The organism is Pseudoalteromonas sp. S4741 (assembly GCF_005886135.1).
Taxonomy (GTDB): Bacteria; Pseudomonadota; Gammaproteobacteria; order Enterobacterales; family Alteromonadaceae; genus Pseudoalteromonas; species Pseudoalteromonas tetraodonis.
Map to the genome: position 1 here is coordinate 23,463 of NZ_PNCN01000048.1, position 26,806 is coordinate 50,268.

Below are 26,806 nucleotides of genomic sequence, written 5' to 3' on the forward strand. Positions count from 1 at the left end.
AAGCTTGGCTTTGGCACTAAAACAAGTATAAGTAATAATATCGTGAAAATAAAAAACAGGGTCAGCTTGATACCACACTTTGCGCTATTTGAGTGTAGTTTTAATTGTGAGCCAGTGTTTGCAAGCTTATTACTGGATCTTTGTTTAACAGTAGCGGCTTTATTTTTTTGCGGCGACTTTTTTTGTGGTTTTCGACATAAAGCAAATCTGGCCTTTTTAGCTTAGCCCTCTATAATAAAGTAAATATTTGTATTTTAAGCAAATCACCAACTTCGCAGACATGGTTTTAGCCTATAAGGATTGTATATGAATACGCAGCTATCTATTTTAATAGTTGACGATGTTAGCACTGTGCGTAGCTTTCTAAGTCAAACATTAATGCATTTAGGGATAGAGAATGTAAAAGAAGCGTCTACGGCCGCGCAGTGTATTAGCGAGTGTCGCGCAGCCAATTTTAATATTATATTTTTAGACATAGAACTACCTGATGGCGATGGTAAAGAACTTATTGCGCAAATTAATGAGTTATCACCAGAGACAAACGTGGTGATGGTGTCGGCTCATTCAGGCGTTGAAAATGTGAAGGATGCGATAGAAAGAGGGGCAAAAGGGTTTGTGGTTAAACCATTTTCACCAAAGAAAATTGCGGCGATGTTGAAAAAGTTTTATCCAGAGCTTGATAACGTTTAAGAGGCGTATTTATTTTGGGCAAAAAAAAACCGGCAAAAGCCGGTTTTTTTAATCTTGCAAAAACAATTATAGCGCTTTAATTTTAGCAGCTAAACGGCTCTTATGACGAGCAGCTTTGTTTTTGTGGATTAGACCCTTAGTTGAGTAACGGTCTAGGATAGGTGTAGCAACAGAAAAAGCTTGCTGTGCAGCTTCTTTATCGCCAGCTTCAATAGCTACGATTACTTTTTTGAAGTAAGTACGCATCATTGAACGACGGCTTGCGTTGTGCTGACGGTTTTTTTCGCTTGTGATAGCGCGTTTTTTTGCAGACTTGATGTTAGCCAAGGTTTGCTCCTAACAATCTTAAATAAAGCTTAAATTAAAGGCCGTGGAATATGCCTGTTTTTATCATGAATGTCAATTTAATTTTAACAATCCAAGAAAAACTGCTCCTTATAACGAACATCAATTTGCCGCTTTAGCAGTTAATGGCGCTATTGTAACAAAGCAAGGGGTTCGAGCCTAGTGCTTTAAAGCGATTTATAAAAAAGACTATGGCATAATTAACTTAATTGCTGATTTTTAATATGGATTTATAGTGTCAAAAGGTTTGTTTCGTTCCGGGATGATTGTAAGTGCAATGACAATGATCTCGCGTATTTTAGGGCTAGTGCGTGATGCTGTTGTTGCTAACTTGTTGGGGGCAGGGGCTGCTGCCGATGTATTTTTATTTGCAAACCGTATTCCTAATTTTTTACGCCGTTTATTTGCTGAAGGGGCTTTTGCACAGGCGTTTGTACCTGTATTAAGTGAAATCAAAGAACAACAAGGCGATGATAAAGTCAGAATATTTGTTGCGCAGGCGGCAGGTACACTCGGCACAATTTTACTACTCGTTACGCTTTTTGGTGTTGTGGCATCCCCCGTTATCGCCGCTTTATTTGGTACTGGTTGGTTTATAGATTGGTGGCAAGGTGGCCCTGACGCAGAAAAGTTTGAGCTTGCTAGTTCACTATTAAAGCTGACCTTTCCTTATTTATTTTTTGTAAGCTTAGTGGCGCTTAGTGGCGCTGTAATGAATGTATACAACCGTTTTGCAGTTGCCGCATTTACTCCTGTATTACTTAATGTTTCTATTATTAGTTGTGCCATTTTATTGCATGACCAATTTTCTGTTGGTGCATATGCATTAGCAATAGGCGTATTTTTAGGGGGCGTGGTACAGCTATTATTTCAACTGCCGTTTTTATATAAAGCAAAAATGTTGGCGCGACCGCGTTGGGCGTGGCAAGACGAAAATGTTAAAAAAGTGCGTAAATTAATGCTCCCAGCGTTATTTGGTGTATCAATTAGCCAAATTAACTTATTACTCGATACGGTAATAGCTTCATTATTGATGACAGGCTCTATCGCTTGGCTGTATTACTCAGATAGACTGATTGAATTCCCACTTGGTTTATTTGGCATTGGTATTGCGACGGTTATTTTACCTGCGCTATCAAAATTACACAGCAGTAAAAAAAGTAGCGACTTTCAACATACCCTAGATTGGGGAGTGCGATTTGTGATTTTTTTAGGGCTCCCGGCCATGATAGGGTTGATGATTATTAGCCCGTTGATTATTACTGTGCTGTTTGATCACGGCGCGTTTAAAGAGGCAGGCATTGATCACGTTAAGGCGGTGAGCTTAGGGGTGGTTGCCTACTCGGTGGGATTAGTCAGCTTTATGTTAATTAAAGTGTTGGCGCCTGGGTTTTATTCTCGCCAAGATACGAAAACACCCGTGCGCATTGGTATTATCACTTTGGTGCTTAACATGGTGTTTAATATTATGCTGGCGCCCTTTATTGGCTATTTAGGTTTAGCACTGGCAACCTCTATGTCGGCTAGTTGTAATGCCTACTTACTGTACCGACAGCTTAAAAAAGAGAATGTTTACCAGTTCTCCAGCATGAGTGGCTACTTCACTTTGAAGTGCTTGCTGGCGAGTGTGACGATGGGCGCACTAGTGTGGTTTACCAGTAGACACTATGATTGGGCTAGCTGGCACTTTAGTGAACAAGTTATGTTGTTGGTTGTGTTATTAATTATTGCGGTTGTTAGTTACTTTTTTATGTTGTTTTTGATGGGCGTTAGACTAAATACGATAAAAAGTGTAGCAATTACTGAATCAAATTAAAAAAAAGATTATAATCGGACACTCTGCGACCCAAGGTCGCATTTTATCGCTCGCTGAAAAAGGCATTAGGTGGCATGGAGTTAATTAGAGGTATACACAATATACGCCCACAACACTTTGGTTGTGTGCTAACCATTGGTAATTTTGATGGTGTTCATTTGGGTCATGCTGCCGTATTAAAAGGGCTGTTAGCGGATGCCAAAGAAAATAATTTACCCAGCACTGTAATGTTATTTGAGCCTCAGCCACAAGAGTTTTTTGCAAAAAACAATGCCCCGGCTAGGCTTACTCGACTGCGTGATAAACTTCGTCTATTGAGTAACTTGGGGATTGAGCGCGTTATTTGTATTAGCTTTAATCAGGCTTTTGCAAACATGCATGCTGAGCAGTTTGTTAGCGATATTTTAATTAAAAAGCTGGGCGTTAAAGCATTAACGGTTGGTGATGATTTTAGGTTTGGTAAACAGCGCCAAGGTAACTTTAGTCTATTGGCAACTATGGGCACCCAAGTGGGAATGAGTGTTAAAAGCACTGCCAGCTTTAGACAATTAAATGCTAGAGTAAGCAGTACCTTGATACGAGAAGCGCTTGCTGAGGGTGACTTAGTTAGTGCAAAAGTTATGCTTGGGCATAATTATGCAATATCTGGACGAGTTATTCACGGCTGGAAAAAAGGCCGCGAACTGGGTTTTAGAACGGCAAATATTGCACTAAAACGTCAAGTTTGTCCGGTCAATGGTGTATTTGCGGTTCAAGTGATGATCGCAGGAAAGAAAGTTTTTGGGGTGGCTAACATTGGAAACAAACCCACGTTTAATGGAACTCGTGCCTTATTAGAAGTTCACCTTTTTGATTTTGCACAAGATATTTATGGACAATTTATGCATGTGGAGTTAATTGAAAAACTCCGCAATGAGAAAAAATTCGAGACATTAACACAACTGACGGCACAAATAGCAACCGATGTTGCCGCCGCTAAGCAGTGTTTTGGTTTAAATTAGGTAGCCGATAGAAACGGAAAGTAGGATTAATGAGCGACTACAAACATACTTTGAATTTACCGGAAACAATGTTTCCAATGCGTGGCAATTTGGCACAACGTGAACCAAAAATGCTTAAAGCATGGTATGAAGACGACCTGTATGGTCAAATTCGCAGCGCGAAGAAAGGTAAAAAAACTTTCATTTTGCATGACGGCCCTCCGTATGCAAACGGCGATATCCATTTAGGCCACTCAGTAAATAAAATATTAAAAGATATTATTGTTAAGTCTAAAACTTTATCAGACTTTGATGCGCCATACGTACCAGGTTGGGACTGTCATGGTTTACCAATCGAGTTAATGGTTGAGAAAAAAGTCGGTAAACCTGGTGTTAAGGTAACTGCGGCAGAGTTTCGTGAGAAATGTCGTGCTTATGCTAAAAAGCAAGTGGAAGGCCAAAAAGTAGACTTTAAACGTTTAGGCGTTTTTGGTGATTGGGATAAACCTTACCTAACCATGAACTTTGACTTTGAAGCTAATGCCATTCGTGTACTAGGCCGCATTATAAAAAATGGTCATCTACATAAAGGTGCTAAGCCTGTGCATTGGTGTACAGATTGTGGTTCAGCATTAGCTGAGGCAGAAGTTGAATACCAAGATAAACAATCGCCAGCTATTGATGTACGTTTTACTTTTACAGATCAAGATGCGGTGGTTAATGCGTTTGATTTAGCGGCTGGCCATACAGGAACAGGTAGCGTAGGAACCGTTATTTGGACTACGACACCATGGACTTTGCCAGCAAACCGTGCGGTAGCTGTGCATGCTGATTTAGAATACGCGCTAGTACAAGTAGACGATGAAGGCGTTCAGCAACGTCTTATTATAGGTTCTGAGCTGGTTAAAGATGCGATGGATCGTTTTGGTTTTAACCATTTCCATATCCTTGGCTATGTTAAAGGCGCAGCACTTGAAAACTTAACCGTAGCACATCCTTTTTATGACTTTAATGTTCCTGTTATTGTTGCTGAGCACGTAACAACAGATTCTGGTACGGGTATCGTGCATACTGCACCAGGTCATGGTCAAGAAGATTTCGTGGCAGGTCTTGAGTATAATCTTGAAGTAGCTAACCCTGTTGGCGCAAACGGTGTGTACTTACCTGATACTGAATTATTTGCCGGTCAACATGTGTTTAAAGCCAATGCGAGTGTAATTGAGGTATTAAAAGAAAATAATGCCCTAATGCATCATCATGCATTAACGCACAGCTACCCACATTGCTGGCGCCATAAAACGCCTATTATCTTCCGTGCCACACCACAATGGTTTGTTAGCATGGATCAGGCTAACTTGCGCCAAGATTCACTGGCTGAAATTAAAAATACTCAGTGGTTACCTGAATGGGGCGAAAGCCGTATTGCCAACATGGTTGAAGGCCGCCCTGATTGGTGTATTTCACGTCAACGTACCTGGGGTGTACCTATTTCGTTGTTTGTTGATAAAGACACGGGTGCATTACACCCAAATACTCAAGAGCTGATTGAACAAGCAGCAGCACTTGTTGAAAAGTCAGGTATTCAAGCATGGTATGACTTAGACCCAGCTACTTTACTAGGTGAAGAAGACGCACAACAATACATGAAAGTGCAAGACACACTCGATGTGTGGTTTGATTCAGGTGTAACGCATGCCTGTGTTGTTGATGCGCGTAAAGATTTAACCGGTCCTGCTGATTTATACCTAGAGGGTTCTGATCAACACCGTGGTTGGTTTATGTCATCAATGATGACCTCAGTGGCAATTAATGGTCATGCACCATACAAGCAAGTGCTTACGCATGGCTTTACGGTTGATGAAAACGGCCGCAAAATGTCTAAGTCATTAGGCAATGTTATTTCGCCACAAAATGTGATGAATAAACTGGGCGCTGATATTTTACGTTTATGGGTAGCATCAACTGATTACACGGCAGAAATGACCGTATCCGATGAAATATTCAAACGTTCGGCAGATCGTTACCGTCGTATTCGTAACACCAGCCGCTACTTACTTGCTAACCTAAGTGGTTTTGATCCAAAAACGGATCAAGTTGCTGTTGATGATATGGTTGAGCTTGATAAGTGGATTGTAGGGCGCGCAGCACAGTTACAAGATGATATTTTAGCGGCTTACGATAGCTACCAAATGCTATTAGTAACGCAAAAGCTAATGAACTTCTGTACCGGTGAGCTTGGTTCGTTCTACTTAGACGTTATAAAAGACCGTCAGTACACGGCAAAAAGCGACAGCCATGCACGTCGTTCTTGTCAAACAGCGCTTTATCATATTGCTGAAGCAATGACGCGTTGGATGGCGCCAATCATGAGCTTTACAGCGCAAGAAATTTGGGAAGCACTTCCAGGTGAGCGCAGTGACTATGTATTTACTTCAACATGGTATGAGGGATTACAAGCACCAACTACGACCAAGTTTAGTAATGAAGACTGGCAAGCTATTTTAAATGTGCGTGACGAAGTGAACCGTCTGTTAGAAGCTGCACGTAAAGAAGAAGTGATTGGTGCAACATTACAAGCAACCGTAAACCTGTTTGCCAGCAAAGAGCTTGCAGCAAAACTTGCGGCGTTAGGCGATGAGCTACGTTTTGTGTTGTTAACCTCTGCGGTTAACGTTACCGAGGTAGATAGTCAACCTACAGATTCACAAACTACTGAAATTGATGGTTTATACATTAGCGTATCAGCAACAGATGCTAAAAAGTGTGAGCGTTGTTGGCATTACAGTGAAGATGTAGGTGTTGAGCCTGCTCATCCCGAAATTTGTGGTCGTTGTGTAAGTAACGTTGACGGTGAAGGTGAAAAGCGTCAATTCGCTTAGGAGTTGTTTTTAGTGAGCAAACTAACCCAAAAAAGTGGTTTAGTGTGGCTTTGGTTGAGTCTATTACTGCTTGTAATAGACTTTGCCAGTAAAACACTGGTTGTAAACACCATGGCTTATGGTGAGTCAATTAATTTACTGCCTGTTTTTAGCATCACTTATGTACATAACTACGGTGCAGCTTACAGCTTTTTAAGCGAAGCGGGTGGCTGGCAACGTTGGTTTTTAAGTGTAATAGCAATTGCAATTAGTTGTTTGTTGGTATGGTGGTTAAAGCGCCTTCCTGCGTCTAATAAAGTATTGTGCAGTGCATATTCGTTAGTGTTAGCGGGTGCTATCGGCAACTTATACGACCGTGTTGCTTATGGATACGTTATTGACTTTTTACATGTGTTTTACGAAGACTCACATTTCCCCGTATTTAATATTGCAGACTGCGCTATTTGTATAGGCGCTGCATTATTACTATTTGACGCCTTTACAGGCGAAGAACCAAAGGAGCATAAAGCATGAGCCAAGCTGTAATTGGTGAAAACTCAGACGTTATTTTTCATTTTTCTATTAAACTAGAAGATGGCTCTGCCGCTGACTCAACAAAAGTACATAACAAACCTGCTAAGCTCACTATGGGTGATGGCAGCTTAACCGCTAACTTTGAAAAATGTTTGCTTGGCCTAACTGCGGGTGAAAGCAAAACATTTGAACTTGAGCCGGAAGATGCCTTTGGTCAACCCAATCCAGATAATATTTATTATGTAGATCGTAGTAAGTTTGGTGCAGAAACACCGGCTAAAGTAGGTGCGATTATTGCCTTTACTCAACCTGATGGTACTGAGCTTCCGGGTTTGGTTCGTGAAGTGCAAGGCGAGTCAGTTACTATCGATTTTAATCACCCATTAGCGGGCCAGCGTTTAACGTTTGAAGTTGATATTATTGAGGTGCAAGGTTAATGGAAATATTATTAGCTAATCCACGAGGCTTTTGCGCCGGTGTTGACCGCGCAATTAGCATTGTTGAGCGCGCTTTAGATATTTTTGAAAAACCAATCTATGTGCGCCATGAAGTGGTACACAATCGTTATGTGGTTGATGGCTTAAAAAATCGCGGCGCCGTGTTTGTTGAAGAGCTTGATCAGGTACCGGATGACAGTATTGTTATATTTAGTGCTCATGGTGTATCACAGGCTGTACGCAGTGAAGCAAAACGCCGTGAGCTTAAAGTATTTGATGCAACCTGCCCGTTAGTGACTAAAGTGCATATGGAAGTTACCCGTGCCAGCAGAAAAGGTATTGAATGCATTTTAATTGGTCACCATGGACACCCCGAGGTTGAGGGCACTATGGGTCAATACGACAATCAACAAGGTGGCATTTACCTAGTTGAAACCGTTGATGACGTGTTAAAGCTTGATGTTAAGAACGCAGATAATCTTTTTTATTGCAGCCAAACAACCTTATCGGTAGATGATACTGCGGATGTGATTGATGCCTTACGCAGCAAGTTTCCTGCTATTGATGGTCCGCGTAAAGATGATATTTGTTATGCAACTCAAAACCGTCAAGATGCAGTACGTGACTTAGCAGACAAAGTCGATGTGCTATTGGTTGTAGGCGCTAAAAATAGCTCTAACTCCAATCGTTTACGAGAACTAGCTGATAAAATGGGCACGCGTGCGTACTTAATTGACGATGCCAGCAATGTTGAAGCGTCATGGTTTGATGGTATCAATAGTGTGGGGGTTACCGCAGGCGCCTCAGCACCTGAAGTGCTAGTGCAGCAAGTGATTACCCGCTTAAAAGAACTCGGTGGTAACCAAGTAACAGAAAACCCTGGTGAAGAAGAAAACATTGTTTTTGCTGTACCAGTAGAGCTGCGTTAATTTAGAGATATATCATAAAAGGAGGGTCGAATGGGTAAGCAACTGTCACCAGATGCGTTACTTTTTTTGGCCCTTTTTAATGAGCGTGGTGTGCTTGCATCCCTCGTAGTAACACAGGTTGTGGCTATTATATTAGCTTTTGCTCCTAATGCTGGCGATGACATATGGCTGCATTTGGGGGCGATCAGTTTGTTTCTCCATGTAACTGTGCTGGTCAGTACCTCTTTTTTATATCTTTGTCGTCGATTACTCGCAAAACAGACTCAGTTTATTCAGATCAGTTTTTTTATTGCTTCATATAGTCTCAGTACTGCTGTATTTAGTCTGGTGTTTTCTCATATTGCTTTTGATATTGAAAACGAAAAACAACTGACGTTTTTTGTGCTGCGTAATTGCATTATTGTATTTTTGCTTACCTTACTGTTTGTACAATTTTTGCTTATTCATTTTGAAAAAGAGCAGCAAACCAAAGCACTTTCTCGTGCAGAACTTGATGCTTTGCAGGCACGGATCCGACCCCACTTTTTATATAATAGCTTGAATACGGCGGCAGAATTAACGCATCATGACGTTGAGGCTGCAGAGCATGCAATTTTAGCACTAGCAGCGCTGTCTCAAGCTGCAATGCGTTCAGGTCAAAGTGTATTACTCAGTGATGAAATAACATTAACTAAACAGTATATTGCGCTTGAATCATGGCGCTTTGCAGAGCGCTTAAAGGTTGAGTGGTTATTACCAGAACATCTCCCTGCGCTATATATTCCATATCTAACATTACAACCTTTGGTAGAGAACGCAGTATGTCATGGCATTGAGCCAAGCCAAAGTGGTGCTACTATAAGTATTGAACTGCATGTGACAACACATTATTTAACCTTAATTGTAACTAATCCTGTACCTACTGAAACTGAAAATACTAGAGAGCATAACGGTATGGCTCTTGATAATATTCGTTCTCGTTTAAGTATTTATTATAAAGGTCGGGCGCAACTGACAATAACCAACAAAGATAATCAATTTAGAGTCAAAGTAGTCATCCCAAAACAAGCAGAGAATACGTTATGAATGTATTGATTGTAGATGATGAACCCTTAGCAAGGGCACGATTGAAGCGTTTACTCGCTGAGAACCATACATCCATTCATGTGCAAGGAGAGGCTAGTGATGGTAATGACGCTTTAACACAAATGAAAAAGCAGCAGCCTGATTTAGTGTTTTTAGATATTGATATGCCAGGCTTAAATGGCATCGAAGTGGCCAATCAACTCAATGATCTAGCGGTACCTCCGGCGATTATTTTTATAACCGCTCATCCTGAGCATGCACTTGATGCGATGCAGTTAAATGCAGCCGGATATTTGGTAAAACCTATATCAGAAAAAAGTTTGCAACATACATTACAACAGCTAGGACGTTTAAACAGAGTACACCTGCAACAACAAACAGAAAAAATAACCTATCAATTAGCAGGCACCGTAAGAAGTATAAAAATAGAAAATGTTTTTTATTTTTATGCACAGGAAAAGTATACCAAAGTTGTGTTCGATGATGGGGAGGCTCTAATTGAAGACAGTTTAAAGCAACTTGAAATGCAATATCCTCGTCACTTATTGCGAATTCATCGAAATACCTTAGTGAATAAAAATAAAATTTTGGCACTCCATACACTTAAAAACCATCAACATGTTATTGAACTCAAAGGGTGTTCACCTTTTTTAGCTGTTAGTCGTCGAGCGCTCAAAAGCGTAAAAAGCGTACTTTAGCACACCGACCTATTAACCGCTTATCAACATAATTAACCGTTGGTCGTGGTCCTAGTTGAATCTATTTTTTTATTGCATACACTTAGTATCAGATAATATTTATTTGGTTTTATTATGTATTCACCCCCAATTAAGCGACGCAAAGGCTTCACTTTAATAGAAGTACTTATTGCCTTTATCATCCTCAGCTTTGGTTTGTTAGGCGCCGTTGCACTGCAAGCAAAAGCCAAACAAGCCAGTTTTGACTCTATGCAGCGCGCTGCTGCTGTGGCGTTAGGTAACGACATTATTCAGCGTATTCGAGCCAACGACAGTCCTCAGTTAGCTACTCATTATAAACAAACATTAACCAGTGAAACGCCAAAAGCGTCGTCAACTACGTGTTTTTCCGGTTCATGCACTGCGGCGCAAATAGCGTTACTCGATATTGAACAGTGGAAACGCGCCATTCGTGCTCGTGAAAATACCGGCTCATTAGATGATGCGACTGTGTGTATAAACCCGGCAGGAGTGGCCGGCACTGGCGGTAAAGCATTTAATTTAGAGGTAGTAATCTCCTGGCAAGGTCGTCAAGAGTTTAAAGCAAGTGATGCAACAGGAGATGTTAGCTGTGGTACTGCAGATAAAAAACGTCGATTAGTGGTATTAACTAGCTATATTTATGTGAGGAGCTAGCATGAAACAAACAGGTTTTACGCTCATAGAAGTAATGATTTCGCTATTTATAGGTGGGTTAGTACTCGGTGGCGTTATGTTTACTTATATTGGTATGAAGGTAACTACTAAAGACACTATGACCATAGGCGAGCTTCAAGAGTCAGGGCGCTTAGCAATTAATATAATGCAGCGCGATATTGAGCAAATTGGTTTTTGGGGAACCTATTATGAAGATTCATTTACAGCTGGAAACACATCAACTTTACCAGCTCCAACAAACGATTGTTTTGAAGGCTTAAATAACGGCAGCTTTCCAGATTTAGCCAGCAGCAGTAATTTTAGAACTATATATGCTAAAACGGCTGATGGTACAAAAGAACTGAATTGCATTAATAACCCGATAAAAAAAACCGATATTCTTCAGCTTAAATTTTTGCAAGGAAATCAGCTTACGGTAGAGGCAGGGACTAATGAAACACAAATAAATCAAAATTACTTTATTGCCGAACAAGAGCAAGCACAATTTGTACGCGGAGTTGTTGATCAAAGTACATTAAATACAAATGCGACAGTATGGCCTTATAGCCATCATACTTATTATATTACTGAGCAAACATATACAGTAAATAATCAAAGCTTGACTGTACCAGCGTTAATGAGAGAGCGTTTAGTAGCGGACGAGGTAAGAGCAGAGACTATTATGGAAGGGGTTGAAAACATGCGTTTTGTATTTGGTTTAGACACTACCAATGATAGCCGAGTAGATACTTACCGCAGCATTAACGACATGACTTCCACAGATTGGGAAAATCGAAAAGGCATTTTAACCGTACAATTATTTTTATTGATTAGAGCATTGCAACCCGATCCTGGAGTTAAAATTAAAAATCAAAAATATATACTGGGTGAAGATAGCGATAAACGAGAGCTAACATTTACCGATAATTACAGACGTACGGTATTTACTACCACTATTCGTTTAAATAATGTGGGGGCTAACTTATGGCGCATTTAAAAAATATACCGAATAAACAGCGGGGTGTAGTGCTTATTACAGCATTGATAATGGTAATAGCTGTAACAGGCATCGCTGTAACATTAATGAGTAGTAGCACTATAGATATTAAAATCACCAATGCAGCTCAAGAGCGTGAAGTTGCTGAAAATGAGTTGATTGGCGAAGTGCAGCGGATGATTTCGGGCGAAGCAAATAAGGGGGCAGGCAATCAGTTTTTTTTAACCCCAGACGAAGTAACCAGCATTGCATCAGGTGATGAGAGTGGCATGGTAATCGCTAAGCACAATGACATGCAAAGTAAAATGATTAACTTAAATAAAGGGGCACTCAATTTAGAATGCCCACGCCGATTTAATTTTACCGCAGGAGTATCCTGCAATATGGTGCAAGTAGCTACCACTATAGAATATGGTTCAAAAAGTAAGCATCAACTAACCATAGTTACTGGTGTAGCCCAAGAAATGGCTAGCACAGGTAAGGGGATTTAAAATGAAGTTTAAATTAATTGTAGTTATAGCCTCATTGATGAGCTTAACTATTAATATGTCAGCAAGCGCTGAAGATATAGAGCTTTATGTAAATCATAATGTTGACACAAATGAAAAACCACGGGTGCTAGTGGTTTTTGATACGTCAGGTAGTATGGCGTTCTCTACTGCTACCGGAGATGATTGTGGCAATAAAAGTGGCGGTGGCTGGAGGTTATGTTCTGATAGTCGTCTTGGTGTAGCAAAGAATGCTATGAAACAGTTAGTCAATGATAATGACGATATTGATTTTGGTTTAATGCGGTTTAATGGCAGTAGTGGGGGCTATGTTATGGCCCGGTTAGGTTCCTCACAAGATAAAATACTCGATCAAATAGAAAAGTTACCTGCGGATGGTGCAACACCTCTTACTGAAACTTTATGGGAAGCTTATTTATATATAACGGGGCATAAAGTACGTTATGGGCAAAATACAAATCAGCGAGACTTTTCTGCAGAGACAGGATCAAAAAATAACGATAATAACTCGCGTTACATCTCTCCATTTGAGCAGGTTTTAGGGGAACCAGAACGTTGTGATAATTCAGTAAATATAATTCTTATGACAGATGGTGACCCTTCAAATGATGATGATGCAAATAGTGCTATCGCTACTCAATACTATAAGCATTTTACAGATGGCACCGGCGTTGGTTATCTTGGGGGGCTTGCTAAAGTTATTCATGGGACTGATGAGATTGAAATAGATTTATATACAAACACAGCAGAGATTAAAGATACAGGTCGTGTTTATGCTATTGGTTTTGGCTCTGGAATGAGCCCAAGTGGCAAAGCCCTATTAGAAAAAACGGCTAAGTTAGGTGGAGGGCAATACCTACATGCAGATACAGCTGAACAACTTTCAGATGCATTTAAAAATACCATTTCGCGTATTCGCGAAGTGAACGACAGCTTTTCATCACCTTCTGTAGCGAGTAACAACGTAGATCAAACCCGAAGTAGAGACGCTATCTATTTTGCCATGTTTTATCCCGAAACCGGTGCGCGTTGGCGTGGTAACTTAAAAAAATTAAAAGTTTCGGGTGATCAAATAGTTGATTCAACGGCTAAGGGAGCGCTGGATGATAATGGTTTAATTAGCAAAGATGCAAAAACGTTCTGGCTGCCAAGTAATCAGCCTGCGGATGGTAATGCAGTAGCGCAGGGAGGGGTTAATTTACATTTAACTACTTTAGATACCCAAAGTCGTAACCTATACACCGAGAACCAAGGAGCGCTTGTTAAATTTAGCCCTACAGTGGTAAGTGATATTCTTAATACTACTCCCGATAATACACTTAGCTTAGCAAGTGACGACATAAAATGGGCGATGGGGTTTGATGTTGATGATGAGGACAGAGACGGCTCAAAGCAAGACCAACGACAAGATATTTTTGGCGATCCACTGCACTCTAAACCTGTAGCAATTGATTACGGTAATGATGACGTTCGTTTGCTTATTGGCACTAATGCTGGCTTTTTACATATGTTTAAAGACGCAGGTAATACAGTGAGTGAGAGTTGGGCATTTATTCCCTCTGCATTATACAAGATTATTAAACCACTGCGTGAAAACCAGGCTGAAACTAAAGTTTATGGTATGGATGGAGCAATCAGTGTTTATTTTAGTAATAAAAGTTTAAACGGTGAAGGATTAAATGACGGCATTATAGATGCCAGCAAAGGCGATGAAGTATGGGCTTTTGCAGGAATGCGCCGTGGTGGTAAAAACTACTATGCACTAGATATTACAGCACCAAATGCTCCGAAAAAACTCTGGGATAAACCAATTAAAGGCGGGAAAGGTGACTTTACTGAACTTGCTCAAAGTTGGTCTAAACCACAAATAGCCTACATAAAAGCATTTGGCGATAAGCCTCTGCTTGTATTTGGTGCTGGTTACGATACAAATAAAGATGCTGCTATTCGTAGTGAGGATAAGACTGGCCGCGGTATTTATATTGTTGAAGCTAAAACAGGTAAAAAAGTTTGGGCATTAACACCCGGTGAAAATGGCTTTACAGGCAAGCACAGTATTGCAGCCGATTTAACCACACTCGACTCTGATTATGACGGCTATATAGATAGAATTTATGCGTCAGATACAGGTGGTAATATTTGGCGGATTGATATGCCGGGCAGTGATACTAGTGAGTTCAGCCATTTTAAATTAGCTGAACTAGGTAGTACAAGTGCTACCCAAGATAGGCGTTTTTTTTACAAGCCATTAGTTGCGCGCACTATGTTTAGTAAAGTGACTCAAACCACCGGCGAAAAAGGGGAAGTAGTTACCACGCGCTTAGATACTCCTTACGATGCCATAGTTATAGGTAGTGGTAATCGCTCTAAACCGACTGATACTAATGAGCAAGATCAGTTATTTATGATTCGAGATGAAAATACAGTGACTAAGTCATTTAAAACAGGGGCACCAGCAACAATCAAGGCATCTGATTTAATGCTGATGAATAGCGACCCATTTGGTAGTTTATTAGACGATGTAGATGGGTTTATTGAACTAGAGGCTGATTTAGCTAAAGTTAAAGGTTGGCGATATGAATTAGCAACCGGTGAAAAATCACTTGCCGCAGCTACAGTTGTGGGTGGAGTGGCTTATTTTACCTCGTTTACTCCGGCTTCAGATACAGCAACAGTAAATCAGTGTTCACTTAGTGGTGGTGGAGGCTCACTGTATGCGTTTCATTTACATTACGGCACTAAGGTATACGACGAGCTGAAATTTTCGACCAGTTATGACGTACCCGATACCCCGCAACTGTACTTTGGTGAAGGACCGTCGTGTGCTGATGGCAATGGTGATGGTAAATGTGACGATAACCCGACCGTTGATGTAAAACAGGAAAGCCAATTTTATTTAATTGGCCCGGGTATAAAAGGTAAAGATGCTCAAAACCCAATGAGACCAGTGGATGTTATTGGGCCGGGGTTAAAAGTAGTAGACGGAAAAATACAATTAGTAAATAAGGAGTCTGTCGGTTTTGGTTTTAAAACCCAGCAAACTTACATTTATAAGCGCGAAGAAAACGACGAAATCAAATCTAATTAAGATGATTAAGGGTGTTTAAATGAATAAAAAGCAACATGGATTTACCTTAATTGAGCTGATGATAGCGGTTGCTATCGTCGGTATACTTGCAGCAATTGCATTGCCTAATTATACAGAGTATGTGAAGCGTGCTTCGCGCGCAGAGGCAGTTGCTGCATTATTAGATGCAGCTAATAAGCAAGAGCAGTACTTTGTAGATAACAGAGAGTATACAGAATTAGCGAGTAATTTAGGGATTCAAAGTAAAACAGAGAATGGGCATTTCGAATTAGCGATTAAAGTAGTTGATAAAAATACTTTTACAGTCACTGCAAAACCTATTGCAGGGCCGGTAAAAGGAGATGGTGATTGCACTGAGCTTTTTATAACTGATACAGGTCTTAAAGGTGCTAAAGGTGCTAAAACAAACGACGGGAAAGATATTGACTACTGCTGGGGAAGGTAATTAAGGTTATTCTTCTTGGCATTTGTCAGTTGATTTTATACGTACTCTACCCGTTTGACTTACAGATAAAGCCAATCCTTCGAGATTGGCTTTATCGCTATTGGGGCAATATATAAAAGTCCCATTTTGAAAGCCGTTTAAAGAGCCGTCGGGTCTAAAAGTGATGGCATCCCGAGGATACTCTAAGCTATCAGAGGGATGGGTATGTTCAAAGGTACTAATAAGGCGCTCGTCATCATCCAAAGAGGTTGACTTGTCGTTATCAATAAAAAGTGACACCTGATTGTCCCAATCATCTTCTAAACACTCATTATTTTTCAAGGCACATAGAGTGACGTAGCTATTATTTTCTATTGCATAAAGACGTGCATAATTAATGTTTCTGTGTAATAGATTAATCTGGTTATCTGCGCGATTGAGCGCCAAGAAATCAGGAAAAAACCATAAAGAGAGTTGGCTTAGTATCGCTATAACTGAAATGGTTACTAGTAATTCTAATAATGTAACGCCACCATTTTTGTGAACACTTATAATTAACTTCATCCCTGAAGCCTTTCATTGAACAGTCCATTATATTAGTTTAGTAAACAATCAAAAAAACGACAAAGTATGAAATGGCTTTTAACCACAGCTCTCTGTGGTATCCCCTAAATAAAAAGCGGTGCCTGATTTCGTTAATGTTAACGCTTTTTGGTTTTTGTTGTCGCCGTTAGGACAAAATATGAAGTTCCCAGGATTTGTAGTTATACGTCCGCTGGTATTAAATCGTATACGGGTATCTGTAAATGAAACGCGATCATTAGGACTAATTTCCTCCATGACTCTGATCAAGCTATCTGTTTCATTATTATATTGGCCATTATTATTAGCATCTATAAAGGTAATAATTATTTGATCAACATCCCATTTACTTGAGCAAGTTAGGGTTTTATCATTACTTTTTACTTTTGTACCTGGAGCAGCGCACACAATTACGATCTCATCGGTACTAGCCGCTTGTGAGCGTGCAAAGCTAATATTACGTTTAAGTTCTAATAAAAAATTTTCACCTCGGTTTTCTTCCAGCATATCGCTACTGTTCCACAACGCAATAGTGGCTATAATGCCAACAATGGCTACGGTGACCATTAACTCTAATAGGGTAAATCCACGGTGCTTAGTTTTCATATAAATCTCATTAACTCGGTGATGTTTTAGTATAGTTATTTTTATTAAAATAATCATACCATGTTTATTTTTCACCGGTGCTATTCAATCTCTTTGTTTGCTATGAACCTCATGATTGTCTAAAATCGAGGCAACTGAAGCTTTCAAAAGTAATTACTATGAAAAAAATAGAAGCAATCATTAAACCGTTTAAGCTCGATGATGTGCGTGAAGCATTATCTGATGTAGGCATTACGGGTATGACAGTAAGTGAAGTAAAAGGGTTTGGGCGTCAAAAAGGCCACACAGAGCTATACCGTGGTGCTGAGTACATGGTGGATTTTTTACCTAAAGTAAAACTAGATATTGTGCTCGGTGATGAAGACGTAGAACGTGCTATTGATGTTATTGTTAAAACAGCACAAACTGGCAAAATTGGTGATGGTAAAATATTTGTCACTGACGTAGAACGTGTGGTTCGAATTCGTACTGCAGAAGAGGATGAAGAGGCTATATAGTCGAGTAAACCTTGTAAAAAAAGGCGCTAATTTTATAACTAGCGCCTTTTTCGTGTTATTTATTTCTGCTATTAAATTTACGCGTTTGCTCTGCATGCTGACTTAGTTCAGTCAAGCCAAGCTTCTCGTAACTTTTTTCCATCATGGCGAGTGCCGCATCAAGATAGCTACTTTGTGAGTAGTGCTCTACCACATATTTACCGCGATTTGCGGCTGCTAAATAGGCTTCACGTTCGTAATAGTAAGTTGCCACTTTTAGCTCATAACGTGCCATGCGGTTTAATAACCAAACTAAACGACGTTTTGCTTCTGGCGCATAATCACTATCTGGAAAACGTTTAACCAAAGTTGATAAGTCGGTATAAGCAACACGGGTGCGTTTAGCATCTCTGTCGGCTCTGTCTACGCCAAAGTATTCTTGGAAAGCATTTTTATCCGCCTTAATATTAACCAAGCCACGCATGTAGTACATGTAATCTAAATCTTTGTGGTTTGGGTTTAAGCGAATAAAACGGTCAATGGTAGCAAGTGCTTGCTCTGTATTACCTGATTGGTAATGCGCGTACACTAAATCCATTTGGACTTGCTTTGAAAACGGACCAAACGGGTAGCGAGAGTCAATTGCCGTTAATAATTCAATTGCACGAGCGTATAAACCAGAATCAAGCGTTTGTTTTGCATCTTCGTATAATGCTTGTGCCGATCTGTTGGGTACGCGTTGAATATCTTCTTGGTCAGGTGCAGACGAGCAGGCCCCTAAACTAAGCACTGAAACTGAAAAAACAATGGCGAATGCACGTTTCCCTATTTTATTTATCATTTTATTTGTTACCTTCGATGTCTTCGGCTAGGCCAAGTGGGTAAAACCGAGTAAACTATGCGTATTATGTTATGCTTTTATTAAAAGCGATTCTAACCCAGTCAAGCACAGCTTGCACTGGTAAATTGGGTAAAGTTACTAATGTCAGAGCAAATATCTCTCCAAGCCGAGGTCCCAACAGACTTAGGTGGTAAACGTCTAGACCAAGTATTAGCGCAATTGTTCCCTGATTATTCACGATCACGGATAAAAACGTGGATTTTAGATGATAAAATCACTGTTGATGGCGAAATTTTCAACACCCCGCGTGAAAAACTACTCGGTGGTGAAGTTGTAGCTGTTGAAACAACAATAGAAGCACCTCGTGAATACGAAGCACAAGATATCAAATTAAACATCGTTTATGAAGACGATGATATTTTAGTGATCAACAAACCAATGGGATTAGTGGTTCATCCTGGCGCAGGTAACCCTGATGGTACGGTGTTAAATGCTTTACTACACTACTATCCAGAAATTATTAACGTGCCACGAGCGGGTATTGTGCATCGTTTAGACAAAGACACAACAGGTTTAATGGTTGTCGCTAAAACGATTCAGGCACAAACACATTTAGTTAAAGCACTGCAAAAGCGCGAAAACTTCACACGTGAATATGAAGCGTTATGTAATGGCACTATGACAGCCGGTGGTATGGTTGAAAAACCAATTGGTCGTCATGCTACACAGCGTACGCATATGGCAGTACATGAAATGGGTAAACCAGCTATTACGCATTACCGTGTTGCCGAAAAATTCCGTGCCCATACACGTTTGCGTTTACGTCTTGAAACTGGGCGTACACACCAAATTCGTGTGCATATGGCGTACTTAAACCACCCATTAATTGGCGATCAATCTTATGGCGGTCGTCCTCGTCCACCAAAAGGGGCAACGCCTGAGTTATTTGAGTTACTGCGTAGCTTTAAGCGCCAAGCGCTTCATGCCGTTAAATTAAGTATTGCGCATCCAATCACCGGTGAAATGATGACCTGGCAAGCGCCTATCCCTGATGATATGGTGGCGATGACTCAAGCACTGCGTGAAGATACAAAAGCAAACCCTGATATAGCGAGTTAACAATGTTTGGCTTATCAGCTACATGGCAATCTATTCAGGGTGTAGGCACATTGAGTACTACACGGGATGGAGGCGTATCAAAGCCTCCATTTGATAGCTTGAATTTAGGATTGCATGTAGGTGATAACAGCCAAGATGTATTAAATAACAGAGCACGTGTAAATGCTCATTTTCCTAAACCGGCAATTTGGTTAAATCAGGTTCATAGCGCTGATGTAATTACAGTGGATGAGCGATTTGACCCCAACCAAACACTCACAGCCGATGCACTATACACGCAATTACGCAATCAACCTTTAGCCATAATGACCGCTGATTGTTTACCTATTTTACTTTCATCGAGTGACGGGCAAGAAGTGGCCGCAATTCATGCTGGTTGGCGAGGGTTAGAGCAAGGGGTGATCAACAATACGCTGGCATGTTTTAAAAACGCCCCGTCGAATATACATGCTTGGTTAGGCCCTGCAATAGGGGCTAATCAATTTCAAGTAGGCCAAGAGGTAGTCGAGTTATTTACAGCAAATAACCCCCTAATGCACAGCGCGTTCAAAGCTCAAAATAATGAAAAGTATTTAGCTGATATCTATCTAATAGCAACTATTTTACTTAATCAACAGGGCGTTATAAACATTAGCGGGGGTGAGCATTGCACTGTTTCTCAAGCTAACTTGTTTTTTTCTTATCGGCGCGATGGCCAAACCGGTCGTATGGCAAGTTTGATCTGGCGCAAGTAAATAATCATTAGGTGATTATTTTTCCCACAATACCTTGAACAAACCCGCTAACATACCCATCTATTAAGTAATTCGTTTTTTTATAGGTAAACTCCCATGCGTTTAGATAGATTTACAAGTAAATTTCAGTCTGCGCTTTCAGATGCGCAATCATTAGCACTAGGTCGCGATCATCAATTTATTGAACCTGTGCATCTAATGTACGCTTTGTTAAAACAAAGTGGCTCAAGTGTGCGTGCACTATTTGCACAAATGAGCATCAGCGTTGATGAACTCAACACTAAATTATCACAAGAGATAGAAAAGTTATTTAAAGTGGAAGGCGTTGGTGGCGATGTACAGTTGTCAAATAACATGGTTTCACTGATAAACCTATGTGATAAATACGCCCAAAAACGTAAAGATAAATACATTTCAAGTGAGTTGTTTGTATTAGTTGCGTGTGAAGATAAAGGCCCGCTTGGCAGTGTTTTTAAAGCACTTAACATTACGGCGAGTAAGGTTGAAACGGCAATTGAAGCGATTCGTGGTGGCCAAAAAGTTGACGATCCTAATGCGGAAGAAACACGTCAAGCACTTGAAAAGTACACCATCGATTTAACTGAGCGTGCAGAGCAAGGTAAGCTTGACCCTGTAATCGGTCGTGATGATGAAATTCGCCGCACTATTCAAGTATTACAACGCCGTACCAAAAATAACCCTGTGTTAATTGGTGAGCCAGGGGTGGGTAAAACAGCCATAGCTGAAGGGCTTGCACAGCGTATTATTAATGGTGAAGTGCCTGAGGGCTTAAAAAACAAGCGCGTATTATCACTTGATTTAGGCGCATTAGTTGCTGGTGCAAAATACCGAGGTGAATTTGAAGAGCGTTTAAAATCAGTACTTAATGAGTTGGCTAAAGAAGAAGGCCAAGTTATTTTATTTATTGATGAAATTCATACCATTGTTGGTGCTGGTAAAAGTGATGGCGCTATGGATGCGGGTAACATGTTAAAACCTGCCTTAGCACGCGGAGAACTCCATTGCGTAGGTGCAACCACTTTAGATGAATACCGTAAATACATTGAAAAAGATGCTGCGCTTGAGCGCCGTTTCCAAAAGGTATTAATAGAAGAGCCTTCAGTAGAAGACACCATTGCTATTCTGCGTGGCTTGAAAGAGCGTTACGAATTACACCATTCAGTGGAGATCACCGACCCCGCAATCGTTGCCGCAGCGCAGTTATCGCATCGTTATATTAGTGATCGCCAATTACCCGATAAAGCAATCGATTTAATTGACGAAGCGGGCTCTTCTATTCGCTTGCAAATTGATTCAAAGCCAGAAGCTTTAGATAAATTAGAGCGTCGCATTATCCAATTAAAAATTGAAGATAACGCATTGGCCAAAGAGAAAGATGAAGCAAGTCAAAAGCGCCGTACAGAAATGGTCGAGCTGATCACTGAGCTTGAAGGGCAATACCGTGAACTAGATGAAGTATGGAATGCAGAAAAAGCGTCTTTACAAGGCACGCAGGTTATTAAAGCTGAGCTAGAGCAGGCACGACTTGATTTAGAAGTGGCTCGCAGAGCAAGTGACTTGCAGCGTATGTCTGAACTGCAATATGGACGTATACCTGAGCTTGAGCGCAAACTCGATTTAGCATCACAAGCAGAAATGCAAGAAATGAGCTTGCTTAAAAATCAGGTGGGCGAAGATGAAATTGCAGAAATTTTATCACGTTGGACCGGGATCCCAGTGGCGCGTATGCTTCAAGGTGAACGTGAAAAACTATTACAAATGGAAGAGCAGTTACATAACAAAGTCATTGGTCAAGATGAGGCCGTCGTGGCGGTGGCTAATGCCATTCGTCGTTCGCGTGCAGGGCTTGCTGATCCCAATCGTCCAATTGGCTCGTTCTTATTTTTAGGGCCTACAGGGGTTGGTAAAACAGAACTTACCAAGGCACTAGCAGGCTATATGTTTGATACCGAAAGTGCCATGGTGCGTATAGATATGTCTGAGTTTATGGAAAAACACTCAGTCGCACGTTTAGTCGGTGCGCCTCCAGGGTACGTAGGTTACGAAGAAGGTGGTTATTTAACCGAAGCTGTTCGTCGTAAACCCTATTCGGTTATTTTGCTTGATGAAATAGAAAAAGCGCATCCAGATGTGTTTAATATTTTATTACAAGTCCTTGATGACGGGCGTTTAACGGATGGCCAAGGGCGTACGGTTGATTTTAAAAATACGGTTATCATTATGACCTCCAACTTGGGCTCAGATATCATTCAAGAGCAAGCGGGAAGTAATGACTATGATGAGCTTAAAGCAAAAGTCATGGGCGTTTTACAGAATGAATTTAGACCCGAGTTTATTAACCGAATTGATGAAACAGTGGTATTTCACTCACTTTCACATAGTCATATTAAAGAAATTGCAGATATTCAATTAAGTAAATTACGTCAACGATTAACAGAGATGGGGTATTTACTTGAGTTGACAGATGCTGCTCTTGAGCGAATTGCTGCCAGTGGCTTTGATCCTGTCTATGGCGCTCGTCCGCTTAAACGGGCAATACAGCAAACCATTGAAAATCCATTAGCACAAAAACTGCTTAATAATGACTTTCAACCAGGTTGTATCATTGTCATTGATGCTAACGAAGACGGCTTAGTGTTTACGAGTCGATAATTTGAGCACAGCAAAAAGCCGCTGTTTTCAGCGGCTTTTTTGTTTTTATTTTAGGGCGTTTGTTAAACTTTAAAAGTCAGTAATAAGTCATTCACTTTTCTTGAGCCTTCAACTAGTTCAGCCGCACCGCGTGCTACGCTAAAACTCAATTGTAAATTGTCATCCCCTAAGCCTTTAATCTTTTCAACATTACTACCAATGTCTTTACTTACAACCTGCTGCTGTTCTGCTGCGGCTGAAATATCCGTGGCGAGCTGTGAAATTTCACTAATTTGAATAAAAATACTATCAAGCTCTTGTTGTGTTTGTCCTGTTGTATTAACACAGTCATCGGCTTGTTGTTTTGTGCTCTGCATGATTTTAGACCAGCTAAACAAGGTATCTTGAATTTCTTTAATTGAGCTATGAATTTGTGCTGTGGCGTTTTGAGTTCGTGACGACAGCGCTCTTACCTCATCGGCAACAACGGCAAAACCACGCCCATGCTCACCGGCGCGTGCCGCTTCAATAGCCGCATTGAGTGCCAATAAGTTAGTTTGTTCAGCAATCCCTTCTATTTCACTCATGACTTGGCCAATTTTATCCGCTTCAGAGGCAAGCCCCGTTGCTGTTGCGGCCGCTTGCTCAACTTGTACAGCTAAGTCAGACACCATTTTACTGTTATCTGCAATATGATTCTTGATATCAGAGCAGCTTTGATAAGTAATGCCCACTTTATCAGCCGTGTTATTGGTATTGGTAGAGATTTCACCAATCGTGGTACTCATTTGTGACATGGCTGAAGCAATTTGTTCTAGCTGAGTGCCTTGAGAAGAAATACCTTGCTCGGTCAACGTCGATTGCTGATCTAACCCTTGGGCAATCGAATTAAAACTCAAGGTTGAATCTTTTACCCGCCCTAGTACCGTTCTTAATTTAGCACTGAGCATCTGCTCTCTATACTCACTAATACTATGTGGGTGCGAGCCACTAAACACATAACGAGATACAGAGTCTGCTTGGCTTTTTTGTTGTTTGAGGGTTGCAGGTGTGATTACCAGCTCATCATAATTTAAAACTAAAATAGCAATACATACTAATAAGTTAATCGCGGCAAGCGAAAGAGAGCCCCACATTGCGACACTGGCTAACCAAATTAAAATACCCGCAATGCTCAAACCTTGTCTTAATGATGTGCGTTCGCGCCAGCTGAATAATGATTTATTAGCGTTAATTTTGGCATAGAGCTTTTGCGCTCTGCGTTTTGCGCGTTGCTCTAGTTTTATTCGTACAGACTGATAACCAATAAGTTGGCCATGCTCAAAAATAGGCGTTACAAATGCATCAACCCAATAATAGCGGCCGTCCTTACATAAGTTTTTTACCGCGCCACGCCACGAATGGCCTTGTTTTAAAGTGTCCCACATTTCTTTAAATGCAGCTTTTGGCATATCAGGGTGGCGAACGATATTGTGATTTTTATTTATCAGTTCATCCATCTCGTAGCCTGCGATACTACAAAACTCATGATTGGCATAAGTAATAACACCGCGTAAGTCAGTGGTTGAAACCAACTCTTGGTGTTCTTCGAAGTTAACTTCTTCATCTATTAAGCTTTGATTACGACGCATAGTGACTCTTTATCATTCTTTATTATGGCGGCTATTGTAATTACTAAAACTAATATACGTTAGTGATATGTGTAAAATAGCAGGAATAAGACATTTTTTTTGATATTTATGTGATCTTTATCAATATTAAGCGTAATTGAATTTTTCAGTTATGACAAATTTTTAGGGTTTAACTCTATCTTATCAAAGTGTTTTAAAACGCCATGTTGTCAGCGGGGGGTATGGCAAATAATATGTAAAAGAAATTGTATATTCGTGGTGGCAATGGCAAGATTGTCTTTTCTAGCGTGAAACAAAGCGTGTTTAAAATCCAGCAAAAACTATATCTAATAAATTCATATAGTTTTTTCATTGTTTAATCTTGAGTAAAGGTAAAAAGACCCCATAACCTCATGATTAAGCCACTTGGCTCGAGGAAACTTTTTTTTGACAACTTATAATTTAAAGAACACGCTCAACGCGCTATCTAATGCAGATAATCAACAGGCTATTAAAGGCATTATGCGCGGTATTGAGAGAGAATCATTAAGAATTAATCACGATGGTTCCATTTCAAAACAGGCTCATCCTCAAGGTGTGGGCTGTGCGCTCACCAATGGGCATATTACCACTGATTTTTCTGAGTCTTTACTTGAGTTCATTACACCGGTTAGCGAGTCATCAACGCAAACCTTACAGCAGCTAAAAGATTTACAAAAGTTCACCCTAGAACATATGGGCGATGAATTGTTGTGGCCAATTAGTATGCCGTGCTTTATAAATCATCAAGACGATATTGTATTGGCACAATTTGGCGACTCTAATGTCGGTAAAATGAAAACCCTATATCGCGAAGGCTTGAAGAACCGTTACGGCAGTATGATGCAAGCGATTGCTGGCGTACATTTCAATATTTCTTTTCCACAAACGCTATGGCAGTCACTGCATTCATTAAAGCAAAGTAATGCGAAACTTGAAGATTTTATATCGGATAGTTACTTGGCGTTAATTCGTAACTTTAAACGTGAACTGTGGTTAATTAGCTACATGTTTGGCGCATCGCCGGCATTATGTAGCTCTTTTTTACAAGGGCGTAAAAGCGATTTACCGTTTAAAAAACTCGGTAAAGGCACTTTATATTTGGAAGTGGGTACCGCATTGCGTTTAGGCAACTTAGGCTATACCAATAGCGCACAATCGTCATTACGAGTAATGTATAACTCATTAGATGAATATGTCGCAGGACTTAAAAAAGCCATAAATACGCCTTCAGATATTTACGGCAGTATTGACGATTACACCAGTGCTACGCCAAAGCAATTAAATAAAAACATTTTGCAAATAGAGAACGAGTTTTACTCGCCAATTCGTCCTAAACGTAATGCAAAAAATGGTGAAACGCCCACTGATGCATTGCTAAGAGCGGGTATAGAATATATTGAAATTCGTGCATTGGATGTTAACCCGTTTAGTGAAGTTGGCATTGACTTAGAGCAAATACACTTTTTAGATGTGTTTTTAACTTATTGTTTATTAAAAGATTCAGCGCCTATGGATTGGAAAGAGCAAACTCGTAGCACTGAAAATCTTGATACTGTGGTTAACCAAGGTCGAGAACAAGGCTTGATGCTTAATTTTAATAATGAGCAGCGCAGCCTAGAATCTTGGGGTGATGAAATATTTAGTCAGTTGAGTGATGTTGCTCAGTGGATGGATACGGCTTACGATGTTGACTACTACTCAAACACCATTAAGCGCATGGCGACTTGGATTCATGATCCGGCATTAACGTATTCTGGTCGTTATGTTGAGCAGTTAAAAGCATCAGGGTTAGATAATGGCCACTTTGCACTCTCACTTGCTCAGAAGTACAAACAAAGCCATGAAACAGCAAGTTATACTGAATTTTCAAAATCGTGGCTAGAGCAACAAGCTGCAGAGTCGTACCAAGCTCAAAAGGCAATTGAACAAGCTGATAAACAATCATTTACTGCATTTTTAGATACATACTTCAGGGTCTGTTGACCTTTTCAAATTACAATTTGTTCAAACTAGGAGCGGTTTAATCGCGGCGCGAGGTTTGTAACCTAGTGGGCTAAGTAAAAACCGACAGAAGCTTCCGCGGACTGCTCACGCCCCTT

General features: G+C 40.4%; 24 protein-coding genes. 19 read left to right on the plus strand and 5 right to left on the minus strand.

Features of this window, described 5'->3' with window-relative positions; all coding sequences use genetic code 11:
- Positions 1–306: 306 nt before the first annotated feature.
- Positions 307–690, plus strand: a complete 384-nt coding sequence (locus CWC30_RS08335) for a response regulator (protein WP_138607618.1) — start codon at positions 307–309, stop codon at positions 688–690.
- A gap of 66 nt (positions 691–756) precedes the next feature.
- Here the strand turns inward: CWC30_RS08335 and rpsT are convergent, their stop codons facing one another.
- Positions 757–1,017, minus strand: a complete 261-nt coding sequence (rpsT, locus tag CWC30_RS08340) for a 30S ribosomal protein S20 (RefSeq protein ID WP_138626847.1) — start codon at positions 1,015–1,017, stop codon at positions 757–759.
- A 295-nt stretch (positions 1,018–1,312) separates the two neighbouring features.
- Here rpsT and murJ point away from each other — a divergent pair, with 295 nt between their 5' ends.
- The 13 genes from murJ (at position 1,313) to CWC30_RS08405 (ending at position 16,066) form a co-directional block, all read left to right on the plus strand.
- The gene (murJ, locus tag CWC30_RS08345) at positions 1,313–2,851 is read left to right on the plus strand and encodes a murein biosynthesis integral membrane protein MurJ (protein ID WP_502704753.1); all 1,539 of its coding nucleotides are present in this window, start codon (positions 1,313–1,315) and stop codon (positions 2,849–2,851) included.
- A 74-nt stretch (positions 2,852–2,925) separates the two neighbouring features.
- Complete coding sequence (ribF, locus tag CWC30_RS08350) at positions 2,926–3,852, plus strand: bifunctional riboflavin kinase/FAD synthetase (RefSeq protein ID WP_138562923.1); 927 nt, start codon at positions 2,926–2,928, stop codon at positions 3,850–3,852.
- Between the two features lie 29 nt (positions 3,853–3,881).
- Positions 3,882–6,710 (plus strand): isoleucine--tRNA ligase, encoded by a 2,829-nt coding sequence (ileS, locus tag CWC30_RS08355; protein WP_138626848.1) that lies wholly within the window; start codon positions 3,882–3,884, stop codon positions 6,708–6,710.
- Positions 6,711–6,722: 12 nt separating this feature from the next.
- Positions 6,723–7,223, plus strand: coding sequence for a signal peptidase II (lspA, locus tag CWC30_RS08360; protein WP_138626849.1), 501 nt, complete (start codon positions 6,723–6,725; stop codon positions 7,221–7,223).
- Positions 7,220–7,660: an FKBP-type peptidyl-prolyl cis-trans isomerase gene (gene fkpB / locus CWC30_RS08365; protein WP_010391275.1), complete on the plus strand. Its 441-nt coding sequence runs from the start codon at positions 7,220–7,222 to the stop codon at positions 7,658–7,660. Before lspA ends, fkpB begins: the two co-directional genes overlap by 4 nt.
- Entirely contained in the window at positions 7,660–8,589 is a 930-nt protein-coding gene (gene ispH / locus CWC30_RS08370; RefSeq protein WP_013464473.1) for a 4-hydroxy-3-methylbut-2-enyl diphosphate reductase, read from the plus strand. Before fkpB ends, ispH begins: the two co-directional genes overlap by 1 nt.
- A 30-nt stretch (positions 8,590–8,619) precedes the next feature.
- Positions 8,620–9,654 (plus strand): sensor histidine kinase, encoded by a 1,035-nt coding sequence (locus CWC30_RS08375; RefSeq protein WP_138626850.1) that lies wholly within the window; start codon positions 8,620–8,622, stop codon positions 9,652–9,654.
- Positions 9,651–10,352 carry a LytR/AlgR family response regulator transcription factor gene (locus tag CWC30_RS08380; protein ID WP_138626851.1) on the plus strand — a complete coding sequence of 234 codons (702 nt, stop codon included), beginning with the start codon at positions 9,651–9,653 and terminating at the stop codon, positions 10,350–10,352. Before CWC30_RS08375 ends, CWC30_RS08380 begins: the two co-directional genes overlap by 4 nt.
- A gap of 114 nt (positions 10,353–10,466) precedes the next feature.
- A complete protein-coding gene (pilV, locus tag CWC30_RS08385) occupies positions 10,467–11,027 on the plus strand; it encodes a type IV pilus modification protein PilV (protein WP_138626852.1) in 561 nt (186 codons plus the stop codon).
- A gap of 1 nt (position 11,028) precedes the next feature.
- Entirely contained in the window at positions 11,029–12,024 is a 996-nt protein-coding gene (locus CWC30_RS08390; RefSeq protein ID WP_011327615.1) for a PilW family protein, read from the plus strand.
- Entirely contained in the window at positions 12,012–12,515 is a 504-nt protein-coding gene (locus tag CWC30_RS08395) for a pilus assembly protein PilX (protein ID WP_086993274.1), read from the plus strand. Before CWC30_RS08390 ends, CWC30_RS08395 begins: the two co-directional genes overlap by 13 nt.
- Before the next feature lies 1 nt (position 12,516).
- On the plus strand, positions 12,517–15,621 hold the full coding sequence (locus tag CWC30_RS08400) for a pilus assembly protein (protein ID WP_138626853.1): 3,105 nt from the start codon (positions 12,517–12,519) through the stop codon (positions 15,619–15,621).
- Between the two features lie 19 nt (positions 15,622–15,640).
- Positions 15,641–16,066 (plus strand): type IV pilin protein, encoded by a 426-nt coding sequence (locus tag CWC30_RS08405; RefSeq protein WP_138626854.1) that lies wholly within the window; start codon positions 15,641–15,643, stop codon positions 16,064–16,066.
- 6 nt (positions 16,067–16,072) lie between these two features.
- On the opposite strand, the gene CWC30_RS08410 is transcribed toward CWC30_RS08405, so the two are convergent.
- Together CWC30_RS08410 and CWC30_RS08415 are read right to left on the minus strand one after the other, a co-directional pair.
- Positions 16,073–16,609: a GspH/FimT family pseudopilin gene (locus CWC30_RS08410; protein ID WP_138626855.1), complete on the minus strand. Its 537-nt coding sequence runs from the start codon at positions 16,607–16,609 to the stop codon at positions 16,073–16,075.
- 78 nt (positions 16,610–16,687) lie between these two features.
- Positions 16,688–17,233: a GspH/FimT family pseudopilin gene (locus CWC30_RS08415; RefSeq protein ID WP_138626856.1), complete on the minus strand. Its 546-nt coding sequence runs from the start codon at positions 17,231–17,233 to the stop codon at positions 16,688–16,690.
- 158 nt (positions 17,234–17,391) lie between these two features.
- On the opposite strand from CWC30_RS08415, the gene CWC30_RS08420 reads away from it, so the two are divergent.
- Positions 17,392–17,730: a P-II family nitrogen regulator gene (locus CWC30_RS08420; RefSeq protein ID WP_013464483.1), complete on the plus strand. Its 339-nt coding sequence runs from the start codon at positions 17,392–17,394 to the stop codon at positions 17,728–17,730.
- Positions 17,731–17,785: 55 nt separating this feature from the next.
- On the opposite strand, the gene CWC30_RS08425 is transcribed toward CWC30_RS08420, so the two are convergent.
- Positions 17,786–18,550 carry an outer membrane protein assembly factor BamD gene (locus tag CWC30_RS08425; RefSeq protein ID WP_138562941.1) on the minus strand — a complete coding sequence of 255 codons (765 nt, stop codon included), beginning with the start codon at positions 18,548–18,550 and terminating at the stop codon, positions 17,786–17,788.
- 141 nt (positions 18,551–18,691) lie between these two features.
- Here CWC30_RS08425 and rluD point away from each other — a divergent pair, with 141 nt between their 5' ends.
- From rluD to clpB, 3 genes are all read left to right on the plus strand, one after another.
- A complete protein-coding gene (rluD, locus tag CWC30_RS08430; protein ID WP_028835384.1) occupies positions 18,692–19,669 on the plus strand; it encodes a 23S rRNA pseudouridine(1911/1915/1917) synthase RluD in 978 nt (325 codons plus the stop codon).
- 2 nt (positions 19,670–19,671) lie between these two features.
- Entirely contained in the window at positions 19,672–20,403 is a 732-nt protein-coding gene (gene pgeF, locus CWC30_RS08435; protein WP_138626857.1) for a peptidoglycan editing factor PgeF, read from the plus strand.
- Positions 20,404–20,499: 96 nt separating this feature from the next.
- The gene (gene clpB / locus CWC30_RS08440; protein WP_138626858.1) at positions 20,500–23,076 is read left to right on the plus strand and encodes an ATP-dependent chaperone ClpB; all 2,577 of its coding nucleotides are present in this window, start codon (positions 20,500–20,502) and stop codon (positions 23,074–23,076) included.
- Between the two features lie 62 nt (positions 23,077–23,138).
- Here clpB and CWC30_RS08445 read toward each other — a convergent pair whose 3' ends face one another.
- Complete coding sequence (locus CWC30_RS08445; protein WP_058154367.1) at positions 23,139–24,686, minus strand: methyl-accepting chemotaxis protein; 1,548 nt, start codon at positions 24,684–24,686, stop codon at positions 23,139–23,141.
- A 426-nt stretch (positions 24,687–25,112) separates the two neighbouring features.
- Here CWC30_RS08445 and gshA point away from each other — a divergent pair, with 426 nt between their 5' ends.
- On the plus strand, positions 25,113–26,690 hold the full coding sequence (gene gshA / locus CWC30_RS08450) for a glutamate--cysteine ligase (RefSeq protein WP_069440342.1): 1,578 nt from the start codon (positions 25,113–25,115) through the stop codon (positions 26,688–26,690).
- The last annotated feature ends 116 nt before the right edge of the window (positions 26,691–26,806 follow it).